Here is an 11,157-nt window from a genome sequence, read left to right on the forward strand (position 1 = left end):
ATATCGCCCCCCATCAAAATGGCGAGCCGCGCTGAGATCGAAAGTCCAAGACCTGTGCCGCCATATTTCCTGCTAACGGAACCATCCGCCTGGGTAAACGATTCAAAAATGACCTTGATCTGTTCTGGCGGGATGCCGATACCGGTATCATGGACTGTAAAGTGGATTAAAAGCTGATCTTTTTTCATCGGTACCGGAAGTTCAATATCCTTGTCGCTCACAGATGTCCGGATCACCACCTCGCCTTGTTCGGTGAATTTGATCGCGTTCCCGATCAGGTTGACTAAGATCTGCCGGAGTCTGCCCGGATCACCGCAAGCCATCCTTGGTACTTCCGGAGCGATGTCCAGCACCAGCTCAAGGTTTTTTTCATGGGCCTTGACCGCCAACATTTTCATGGTGGTCTGGACCAGATTTTCCAGGTCAAAGGGGATGGTTTCCAGCTCGATTTTCTGTGCTTCTATTTTGGAAAAATCCAGGATATCGTTGATGAGTTCCATCAGTCGATTAGCGGAGTTCTGCACCAGCGCCAGGTAGTCATGCCGTTGGGCATGGTTATCATTTTTGAGCAGGATCTCGGTGAAGCCGATAATGGCATTCATCGGGGTGCGGATTTCATGGCTCATATTGGCCAGGAATTCGCTTTTTGCTCTATTGGCCGCTTCTGCTGCAGACTTGGCCTCCTCAAGCTTTGCCTCTGTCTGCTCTCGCTCAATGATTTCCTGTTGCAGGGTCTGATTGGCGCTGACCAGGTCGGTGGTTCGCCGGGCTACGATGTGCTCCAGGTTGTCATTGAGATTACGCAGCTTAACGATGGTGTGTTTGGAGAGATTTATGACCAGGAAAACAAAGAAAGCTCCACCCATGAAGACCGCGCCCACCAGAAGTTCTACCGGGAAGGGGATGTTGGTATGCTGAATGATGATGAAGCCGAGGTAGCCGATGAGAAAAAAACACATCAGGCCAGTCAAGGTCAGCCATTTGGCGTGTAAGCCTTTGGGGACCATGCTATAGACGCCTTTGCTGATCAGGATCGATACCAGCAGGAAGCCTGCCCCAAATCCAACCATGATTGATGACAACAGCGTGCTATCGATCATCTCTGCTCGCCTTGGTCATAATCAGTGTGTGATCCGTTTGTGTTGGAGTCATGAGGAGGAGTTATCCTTCATCGACCGAACTGTTGGTGGTCGATCTTCAGGCAACGATTCATGACCACGATTAGTCCCGCCGCTCTCGCTTTGGCTGCCGCTTCTTCATGGATTATTCCAAGTTGCATCCACACCGCCTTGGCCTTGATGGCGATGGCGGCCTCGACAAGGGCAGGGACCTCTTTCGCATTTCTGAAGATGTCGACGATGTCAACTGGGACCGGGATTGAGGCGAGGTCTGGGTACGTCTGGAGGCCAAGGATCTGAGTATGTCCCGGATTGACAGGGATAACGTGATAGCCTGCGGCCAGTAGGTACGCTGCGACCTGATTGCTGGGACGCTCATGCTTGGGGGAGAGACCGACGACCGCGATGGTATTTGCTTCGCGAAGTATTCGTACAAGATCTGTATCTTGACCCGATACAATTGGGATCATATGTTTTCCCCCTGAGATTTATTGTGGATAAGTGGCGGTTTCCCGTTAAGGTATTATTTAAGGAGTGGGTATTGTCTTTACCGGGAAGATGATAAACTCTGTACAATATTTAACTGGATATATACTAACAGTAGCGTTAACCGGTAACGGCTGTCAACTTTTTGTAAAGTTGATGTAATAATGGAGCCAACAAGGTAAAAGGCAAAGAGTATCCGCTGAGGTGACTTTGCGTTTTACCTGGAAGAAGATTTCTAACAATAATCAATAATAAGAATAACTGCTCAGGTTGTCGGTTTACGGTTGACAGTTGACGGTGATTGGGTCCTGCCAATGGCTGAGGACACACTGACATTGAGTATCATGCGATGATTTATGTCTAACCATGATTCTTTTAACCGTAAACCGATAACTGATTACCGTTAACCTGTGTAGTTAATAATATAAGGGATATTGCGCAATACAAACATGAGGAGAAAGCCATGTGTCAGATGAGTGTAATTTTGAAAACCAATGGAACTCAGGAGAAAATTATGGATGCGGTTGCCCGACTTGAGGTGTCGGCGGAAGGGGTTAGTATCAATGCTCTTTTTGATGCTCCGCGGCTGGTCCCAGGAGTGATGGTCAAGGAAATTGATTTTCTTGAGGGTGTGGTGGTGTTGACCAGTTGCTAATCACTCTTTGCGGGCAGTGTGGCGAGGGTGACGCTGATAATTAGCGAGAGACCCGGGATCAAAAAATCGGCAGAGCGGTGATTTCCATAAAGCTGTTGACGTGATAATCGGCTGCCAGTTCTGGATTCTTGAAGGCGATCATTCGCATTCCTACGGCTTGGGTGTGTTCCAGATCGACCTGCGAATCACCAATATAGATTGCATCATCGGGACGAAGGTTGAAGTGGGCAAAAATCTGGTGCAATGCCTCAGGATGGGGTTTAGAGTGGGTGACATCAAGGGCTGTTACCACCTTGTCAAAGTAGCTGTTCAAGCCAAAGATCTTAAGGACTGAGGCCATGGTGGTGGAACGGTTGGTGCTGATTGCCGTGTGGCGGGTAGGACGAAGAAAGGTGAGGAACTCCGGAAGGTCTGGTTCCATGCGCATGAACTTGAGATAGGGGGAGTAGTCGAGTGTCAGACGGTGGGCATCTGCCGCCGCATAGTCTGCCGGGTGGTTGCGAAAAATGTAGCGAATCGAATCCGCGACATGGCGGACATGGACGTAGCGAAGCTCGTCTTCATCCATGGGTGGGTGGCCAAAGTGGGCCAGGATGTCATTATAGTAGGCTTCGTTGGCGGCGATGGAGTCGAACATCACCCCGTCGCAGTCAAAGATTACCAGGTGTAAACGTGACATAGTCGGTTCCTTTATCGTAGTTTCAGTGGGAACTTGTCCTCAGACTCACTGTGGTCGTGAATGGAATCACCGTGATTGGTCATTAATGATCCAAAAACCAGAAAACACAAACAAAAAAATGACGACGAAGGAATTTGTTTCCGACTTTTTGATCATTGGCAGTGGCATTGCCGGGTTGTCTTTTGCCCTGAAGGCCGCGACTTTGGGGTCGGTGACTCTCGTTACCAAAAAGTCGCGGATCGACACCGCCACAAATCTGGCCCAAGGAGGTATCGCCGCCGTTCTCTCAGATGATGACAGTTTTGCCAGTCATGTCCAGGACACCCTTAAGGCAGGGGCTGGGATATGTAGTGAAGAGATTGTGCGGATGGTGGTTGAAAACGGGCCGGAGCGGATCAGGGAACTTATTGATCTTGGGGTGTCGTTTAATCGCAATGATCATGGTTCCCATCTTGATCTGACCCGTGAAGGCGGACATTCGGCCCGTCGGATTGCCCATGCGTACGATCTTACCGGGCATGAAATCGAGCGCTGTCTTCTGGCCTCTGCTGCCGGTTCTGCCAATATCACTATTCTTGAAAACCACTGCGCTGTTGATCTGCTCCTTGCCTCAAAGGCAGGTCTGATGAGTGAGTACGGCGGCGAACAGTGTTTGGGCGCCTACGTACTTGACAATATGAGTGGTGAGATCCATACCTTTCAGGCCAAGACAACGGTTCTGTGTACCGGTGGCTGCGGTAAGGTTTATCTGTACACCACCAATCCGGACATCGCGACCGGTGACGGAGTGGCTATGGCCTATCGGGCCGGAGCCAAGGTTGCGAACCTGGAATTTGTTCAGTTTCATCCAACCTGTCTCTTCGATCCCAAAGCCAAGAATTTCCTGATTTCCGAGGCGGTACGGGGAGAGGGCGGGCGACTGATCGACAAGGCAGGCATAACCTTCATGGACAAATACGACCCTCGTGGCGACCTTGCTACCAGAGATACCGTGGCTCGTGCCATTGATAGTGAGTTGAAGGCCAGTGGCGATGATTCGGTTTTTCTCGACATCACCCATCAGTCGGCTGATTTTGTCCGCACCCGATTTCCTAATATTTACCAGACGTGCCTCTCCTTCGGTATCGATATAACCAAGCAACCGATTCCGGTCGTGCCAGCGGCTCATTATATGTGCGGCGGCGTCCTGACCGATGCCCATGCCCGGACTTCAATTCCCGGTCTGTTTGCCTTTGGTGAAACCGCCTGCACCGGGCTGCATGGTGGGAACCGGTTGGCCAGTAATTCGTTGCTTGAGGCGGTGGTTTTCGCTCATCAGGCCTTTTGCCAATGTCAGATTGACTGGCCCGAGGTCGGAGGTCGTCGTTTTCAATCTCTGCCTGCCTGGTCTTCCGGCCGTGCGGCCCGAATCAAGGAGTGTGTCCTGATTACTCACAACTGGGATCAGATCCGACGTCTGATGTGGAATTACGTCGGGATTGTCCGCAGCGATAAACGTCTTAACTTGGTCCAAGCGCGACTGGCTCCTATTCTGGCGGAGGTTGATCAGCACTATCAAGATTATCTCCTGACGCCGGATCTGATCGAGTTGCGAAACATTGCCACCATGGCCCAGCTTATTGTCACTTCTGCCCGAATACGTAAGGAGTCGCGAGGGCTTCATTATAATGTGGACCACCCTTTTGCTAATGACCGGGAGTGGAGGAAATATACAGTTCTTTGCCAGCATCAGACGACGGAGTTTTTTCCGATTGGGCCATGAAATTAAGACGTAGCCAAGAGAAGAAGAAAAAATGAGTCTCCCTTCATTTTTCCGGTGATAGGATCTTGACAAATGGTTGGGGCTATAGTATCAAACAACATCTTACAAAATGGGAATTTTTGTAGCATGGAACTTTTATTAACATAAAGAGAGGAGGAGTAACATGGCCACAATAGAGCATAACGGCAAGTCCTACAACGTGGACGAAGATGGATTCTTGACCAAGGGTATGGAAGAGTGGGACCAGGGTTGGGTTGAGTACGTAAAGAGTGTTGAAGGTATTTCCGAGTTGACCGACGAGCACAACAAAGTCATCAACACCCTTCAGGACTACTACAAGAAGAACGGTATCGCTCCGATGGTACGTATCCTGTCCAAGACCACTGGATTCCCTTTGAAGAGAATCTACGAGTTGTTCCCGTCAGGACCTGGTAAGGGAGCTTGTAAGATGGCTGGCCTTCCGAAGCCGACTGGTTGCGTTTGATTTATCGCTTTATTCAGTAAAAAAAAGGGGTGGCCTTGTCGGTCACCCCTTTTTTTTACTCATTTTTTCACAGTTTCTTCAGATCTAAAAAATCCTACCATCCCAAGCCCTCCCGTATTATCTCGGCAACCTGTGGATCGGGGTCGTGTTGGAAGCGGGCCAAGGCATCCATTGCCTCCGAGCTTCTGATCGTCATCAGGAGATATGCGGCATCTCCGCGGACATAGGCGGCGGGATGCTCCATCGCTTTCAGTAGCGACGGGACTGCCAACGACATAACTTCTTTCGGCAGGGCGGTGGCCAGATCCTCGAACAACACGGCCATTCCCATCCTCACCTTGAAACGCTCATCTTGAATTAAGGCTCCGGTCAAGGTCAAACAGGTATGATCCTGTTTGAACATGGCGATAATATTGTCTACATGACCAATTTCCAGGAAATCGGTAATAACCATTGTAAGTTGTTCGGTGTTGCTTTTATCCATGTGCAATCCCTTTTAGGTGGTACGTTGTAAACTTCCAAGTCTTTAACGGGTTAGAAGCTTCAAAAAGGCTTCCTCTTCCAATGGGCGGTGAAAATAATAGCCTTGGATATAGTGGCAGCCGAGAGGTTGAAGGAATGCAACCTGATCTGCGGTCTCCACCCCTTCAACTACCACTTCAATTTCTAGTTTGTCGGCCATGGCGAAGATTGCCTCAACAATGGCTTGGTCTGTGGTGTTAGTGATGAGCTCTCTGATAAACGAGCGATCTATCTTGAGCCGGTCGATGGGAAAACGGGACAGGTAACTTAAGGAAGAATAGCCGGTACCGAAGTCATCAATGGCGAGAGAGAGTCCCTTGGCCTTGAATTGATCAAGGGTTTCGGTTACCAGATGCGGATCGTTCATCAAAGAGCTTTCCGTCAGCTCAAGCTCGAGAAAGTGGGTGTCAATGTTTGTCGAGTCGATAACTGAAATCAGGAAATCAAGGAAATTGTGTTGGGAAAATTGTCGGGCTGAAACGTTGATCGAGATTTTAACCGGCGGCAGATCCGCCTCTGACCAGGTCTTCAGGGCGTGACAGGCTTCCTTGATCACCCATTCGCCAATCGCGATGATCAGACCGCTCTCTTCCGCCAAGGGGATGAAATCACCTGGCATGATCAGTTTGCCGGAGGTGTCACGCCAGCGGATCAGGCATTCGGCGCTTGTCATCGTGTTGGTGGTAATGTTCATAACCGGCTGAAACACTAAAAAGAACTCATCATGAGTCAGGGCGTAGCGCATCTTGGCGTCCATTTCCATCCGTACATGGGCCTTGCTGTTCATTTCGGCAGTGAAAAAACAGTAGCTGCTGCGGCCCATTTCTTTGGCGGCATACATGGCGAGGTCAGCATTTTTAAGGAGCGTTTCACTGTCGCAGCCGTCAGAAGGGAAGGTGGCAATACCGATGCTGGTCCCTGAAAAGACCTTATGGTCTGCAATGATGAACGGCTTAGCAATTGCGTTGATCAGCTTTTTGGCCAGGTGAGTGATTCCTGCCCCTTCATCCGAGAAGGAGATGAGGACCACGAATTCGTCCCCACCTAATCGGGCGATGGAGTCTGATTTACGGAGTCCTTTCGAAAGTCGTTTTGCCACAGCAATGAGCAGTTGATCTCCAAGGGCATGCCCTAAGGTGTCATTGATGTGCTTGAAGCGGTCCAGATCAAGAAAGAGAAGAGCCACACCCTTGTTGTCACGCCGGCATTGGGCAAGGAGCTGTTCCAGCCGGTCTATCAGCAGAAAACGGTTGGGTAACTCAGTTAATTGGTCGTAGTAGGCAAGCGTATGGATCTGTTTTTCTGAAATTTTTCTGTCGGTTATGTCTTCGATGAGGATCGCAAAGGTTGTGGATGTAGGGGCAAAGAGATTGACATCGTAATACTTTTTTGCATCCTGGTCGGTCGCTTCAATGTGAAGTGTCGTGGCGTGGTTCATGGCAGAGGCGATATCGGTACAATAATTGAGCAGCGCCCCGTTTAGAAGGTGAGCGCCGCTGGTCCCGACGAGGGCATTTTTTTCTGCGCCGAGGATATGTTCAAGGGCAGGATTGACATCGAGAAAAAGAAAATCCTTTATTGTCTTATCCGCGCCATAGACAGGTTCGAAGAGGCCAAGTCCTTCCCGCATGGAATTATATAGGGAGCGGTAGCGGAGTTCGTTCTGCGAGAGCTGCCCATAGGCCCGCCTGACCGCTCGCATGGGAATAATGCGCAGGATAATAAATACGAGGAGCCCGAGGGTCAGAGATACTGCCGCGATGATCAAGGTCCGGATGGCAATTGGCTGTAGGGAGCGGATAAGCTCAATCCGAGCCACGACGGTACCTGCATCGTAGATGTCATGGGAATCGCTGATAGTCGGCCACGGTACGTCGCCGATGGATTCGGCTACCACTAAGCCCTTGGAGTCCAGGACTTGGCGACTTTCAAAGGTGTTTGGTCGGGCTCGGCGGGCTAAGATCTCTGAAATTCTGAGATCCTGGAAGGGCCAGGTTTTTGGGTTGGCAGTAACTATCCCGGTGATGGCGTTTGCTGTTAGTTCGTTGTCCGTCTTTATATTGCTTAGGACAGAGTTCCGGGAAACATAAAAATACCCAATGGGGGCCAGGAGGGTGATGGCGGTTGCAATAACCCCGGCAATCAGGGACGTGACCCGTGATACGGCTGAGAATTGAGCATTCACCAGGGTGATTTCTCCCCGGCGGTAACTTCTACCCCTGCGGCTTCGGCAATCGTTCTTCCTTTAGGCGAGTAGACAAAGGTCAAAAATTGTTTGGCAGCTTCAGACAGGGTGTGCAATGTAACAATATCCAGGGGTTTGCTTAAGGGAAAGCTGTGTGTGGTCAGAGCGTTCGGGGTAGGTTCCACTCCGTTCAGACGGATCACGTTTACAGGGAGCTGCTCGACGATAACTCCGGTCAGGCCGGAAGTTCCAATAGCCCCCGGCGTTTTGGCAATGGCGGCAATGGACTCTGGGTCAGTCACGGCGATGGTCATACCTGGTCGTAATTGCGCACTGATCATAGCGGTATTCATCTCGGGGGAGAGTTGGCTCAGAATTTTGGTGTCGGAGTCCTCTTGTGGGCGAAGGATGATTCGGATGGGATTGCCATCGGGCCAGTTCAGGGTCTTTCCAGCGTAGATATTCACCAGTTCCTGGGTGGTGAGTTCTGTTACAGTGACATCTTTGTGGGTAACAAGGGCCAGTGGTGTTTGACCATAGGGTGACACTCTGGCGCCAGCTTGAGCCTCTTTGGGTTTCAGCGGCCTGCTTGACACCGCAATATCCAGGACGTTGGCCAGCAGGGCCTTGATCGAGCCTGAGGAACCCAGCGCCTTATCCATCTCGAAGTGAGCCTCTGGGTGGGTCTTGTTGTAGGCCTCGAGCAGAGGTTTCATCATGTGGAGGCCGCTTCCTGTGCCATTGATACGGATCGGAGTGGTGGCACAAGCAGGGAGGGGCAGCATGAGATTTGCTATGAGGATAGCTCCGAGCACGAATCCTTTTGTTACACTGCGCAACATGGTGTCTACCTCCTGCGATGGAACGGGAATTAAACCGGATGAGACTCATTTTCGTAATGTTAGTGGATGAGCAATTGTACCTATATCCATGTCTTGTATAGACTATCGAATAGAGGGGTTGCCGTCAATCAAAGGATTGCTGATTTCTCAAAAAATAGTGCAACCGCATTTATACAGAAATATTTTACTGGTAGGGGCTCAAGGAATTTTTTAGGAGTGGCTGGTACTGTGGCATGGACCCGGAAACCACCGCAAATGTAGTTTTTGCCTTGACGGCCTTCATTTGCTCATGGTACCAAAGCGGCAGGGTCTCTGCCCTGCCCACTTGCTTTTTTTATCATACCGCGTTGAGGACAACCATGGCACGATTGAACGATAATTATCTGAAGCTTAAAGCTGGCTACCTGTTTCCGGAGATCGGCCGGCGGGTTAAGGCCTTTACCGATGCCAACCCGGAGGCCAAGGTTATTCGCCTTGGTATCGGTGACGTTACCCGTCCCCTTGCCCCAGCCGTACTCAACGCCTTTCATCAGGGAATTGACGATCTGGGTCGTGCCGAGACCTTCCACGGCTATGGCCCGGAGCAGGGATACGACTGGCTGATCAATACTATCATTGATAAGTCTTACCGCCCGTTGGGGGTTGAGCTTAAGGCCAGTGAGGTCTTTATTTCCGACGGCTCGAAATGCGATACCGCCAATATTCTTGATATCTTTGATCTGAGCAATCGGGTGGCGATCTGCGATCCGGTTTATCCGGTCTACAACGATACCAATGTGATGATCGGCAGAAGCGGCGAGGCCGATGAAAAAGGGTATTACCGTGGATTAGTCTATATGCCCTGTACAGCAGAAAATGATTTCGCTCCGGCCTTTCCTGCTGAAAAAGTCGATATCATCTACCTTTGCTATCCTAACAATCCTACCGGTGCCGTGGCCACCAAGGCGCAACTTCAGGCCTGGGTTGATTACGCGAAAGAGAATCAGGCGATTATCCTTTTTGATGCCGCTTACGAAGCGTTTATCACTGAGCCCGGTATTCCTCACTCGATTTATGAGTTGGATGGGGCCAAAGAGTGTGCCATCGAATTCCGTTCTTTTTCCAAGACCGCGGGGTTTACCGGGGTGCGCTGCGGCTTGACTGTGGTTCCAGAGGCCCTGATGGCCACCACTGCCGAGGGCGAAAAGATTGCTATCAACCGCTTGTGGAACCGTCGTCAATGCACCAAGTTTAACGGCGTTTCCTATCCGGTGCAGAAAGCGGCAGCAGCCGTCTACTCTGATGAGGGGTGGGCTGAGGTCAAGGAGACGGTTGATTTCTATATGGAGAATGCCCGCCTCATCCGCCAGGGACTGGAAGAGGCAGGAATCACTTGTTATGGCGGGGTCAACGCCCCCTATATCTGGCTTAAGACCCCAGATGGAATCAAGAGTTGGGATTTTTTCGACAAACTGCTCTTTGAGTGTCATGTGGTCGGTACCCCCGGCAGTGGATTTGGTCCCAGCGGCGAGGGGTATTTCCGGCTTTCAGCCTTTGGCGGAAGGGCGAACGTGATTGAGGCTATCAGCCGTATTCGGGTCAAGTGGGGAAAGTAGGAGTTATCAATAAGAAATTACGAGTTACGAATTGATCGGGAACTTTCACGCATTCGTAATTCGTAATTTAAAATACTCCATGGTCATGCAGTATCCGGATGCCGATGGCGATCAGCACCAGGCCTCCGGCAACCTCCACCTTGGCGCCTAGCCGGGAGGCTGAGCCTACCACTTGCCCGAGGTGCAGACCTGCGGCGGTCAGCACGCTGGCCACGATGCCAATCACCAGGGCTGGGAACCATACCGAAATCTTGAGCACGGCGAAGCTTAAGCCCACTGCCAGGGAATCAATGCTGGTGGCCAGGGAGAGAATGACCAGGGTTCGTCCTCTGGTCGGGTCCCTGCGGTCCTTCTCATCTTCTTTTTCAAGTTGCAGCGTCTCGATTATCATTCGCCCCCCGACAAAGGCCAGAAGCCCAAAGGCCAGCCAGTGATCGTAACGTTCGATGTAGGTCCGTATCGTCAACCCTGCCCCCCAGCCGATAATGTTCATCCCTGCCTGAAACAGTCCGAAGTGCCAGGCCAGCCGGAAGGTGTGGCGACGCCCAACCCACGGCAAAGAGATCCCGGCGGCAAGGGCCACGGCAAAGGCATCAACGGCCAGCGCTATCGCGATAACAAAGATGGTTGTCAGGTCCATAACAGTGAATGAGTGATGATGAAAATCAGGATAAGATGTGTCGTCTGACGCCCCGCGCCTTGACAATTGGGGTTTGATGATTAGTTTTCGCCCCAAATTGATATACGTTGTACCAGTACAATCATGCGTAGGATGGGCATCGCCCACCAAACCAACCGCGTGGTTACGATTCCCCCTTTAACAGAAATA

The 11,157-nt window shown here is 50.9% G+C and carries 11 protein-coding genes; 4 read left to right on the forward strand and 7 right to left on the reverse strand.

Annotation, left to right across the window (positions count from 1 at the left end):
- Both FP815_10625 and FP815_10630 read right to left on the reverse strand, forming a co-directional pair.
- On the reverse strand, positions 1 to 1,100 hold a 1,100-nt coding region (locus FP815_10625), incomplete at its 3' end, for a hypothetical protein (GenBank protein ID MBA3015390.1).
- A 68-nt stretch (positions 1,101 to 1,168) separates the two neighbouring features.
- The gene (locus tag FP815_10630) at positions 1,169 to 1,588 is read right to left on the reverse strand and encodes a CoA-binding protein (protein MBA3015391.1); all 420 of its coding nucleotides are present in this window, start codon (positions 1,586 to 1,588) and stop codon (positions 1,169 to 1,171) included.
- 479 nt (positions 1,589 to 2,067) lie between these two features.
- On the opposite strand from FP815_10630, the gene FP815_10635 reads away from it, so the two are divergent.
- A complete protein-coding gene (locus FP815_10635; GenBank protein MBA3015392.1) occupies positions 2,068 to 2,259 on the forward strand; it encodes a CooT family nickel-binding protein in 192 nt (63 codons plus the stop codon).
- Between the two features lie 58 nt (positions 2,260 to 2,317).
- On the opposite strand, the gene FP815_10640 is transcribed toward FP815_10635, so the two are convergent.
- Positions 2,318 to 2,938 carry an HAD-IA family hydrolase gene (locus tag FP815_10640; protein MBA3015393.1) on the reverse strand — a complete coding sequence of 207 codons (621 nt, stop codon included), beginning with the start codon at positions 2,936 to 2,938 and terminating at the stop codon, positions 2,318 to 2,320.
- 118 nt (positions 2,939 to 3,056) lie between these two features.
- On the opposite strand from FP815_10640, the gene nadB reads away from it, so the two are divergent.
- Both nadB and tusE read left to right on the forward strand, forming a co-directional pair.
- Positions 3,057 to 4,700, forward strand: a complete 1,644-nt coding sequence (gene nadB, locus FP815_10645) for an L-aspartate oxidase (GenBank protein ID MBA3015394.1) — start codon at positions 3,057 to 3,059, stop codon at positions 4,698 to 4,700.
- Between the two features lie 163 nt (positions 4,701 to 4,863).
- Entirely contained in the window at positions 4,864 to 5,184 is a 321-nt protein-coding gene (gene tusE / locus FP815_10650) for a TusE/DsrC/DsvC family sulfur relay protein (protein ID MBA3015395.1), read from the forward strand.
- A gap of 94 nt (positions 5,185 to 5,278) precedes the next feature.
- On the opposite strand, the gene FP815_10655 is transcribed toward tusE, so the two are convergent.
- Genes FP815_10655 through FP815_10665 form a run of 3 tightly spaced genes read right to left on the reverse strand, consistent with a single transcriptional unit; the run spans position 5,279 to position 8,733 of the window.
- Complete coding sequence (locus tag FP815_10655) at positions 5,279 to 5,668, reverse strand: HEAT repeat domain-containing protein (GenBank protein ID MBA3015396.1); 390 nt, start codon at positions 5,666 to 5,668, stop codon at positions 5,279 to 5,281.
- Between the two features lie 42 nt (positions 5,669 to 5,710).
- A complete protein-coding gene (locus FP815_10660; GenBank protein MBA3015397.1) occupies positions 5,711 to 7,891 on the reverse strand; it encodes an EAL domain-containing protein in 2,181 nt (726 codons plus the stop codon).
- Positions 7,888 to 8,733 (reverse strand): ABC transporter substrate-binding protein, encoded by an 846-nt coding sequence (locus FP815_10665; protein MBA3015398.1) that lies wholly within the window; start codon positions 8,731 to 8,733, stop codon positions 7,888 to 7,890. The genes FP815_10660 and FP815_10665 overlap by 4 nt, the downstream gene beginning before the upstream one ends.
- Positions 8,734 to 9,092: 359 nt before the next feature.
- On the opposite strand from FP815_10665, the gene FP815_10670 reads away from it, so the two are divergent.
- Positions 9,093 to 10,328, forward strand: coding sequence for an LL-diaminopimelate aminotransferase (locus FP815_10670; GenBank protein MBA3015399.1), 1,236 nt, complete (start codon positions 9,093 to 9,095; stop codon positions 10,326 to 10,328).
- 67 nt (positions 10,329 to 10,395) lie between these two features.
- On the opposite strand, the gene FP815_10675 is transcribed toward FP815_10670, so the two are convergent.
- The gene (locus tag FP815_10675; GenBank protein MBA3015400.1) at positions 10,396 to 10,968 is read right to left on the reverse strand and encodes a manganese efflux pump; all 573 of its coding nucleotides are present in this window, start codon (positions 10,966 to 10,968) and stop codon (positions 10,396 to 10,398) included.
- Between the last annotated feature and the right edge of the window lie 189 nt (positions 10,969 to 11,157).

The organism is Desulfobulbaceae bacterium (assembly GCA_013792005.1).
In the GTDB taxonomy this organism is placed as follows: Bacteria; Desulfobacterota; Desulfobulbia; order Desulfobulbales; family VMSU01; genus VMSU01.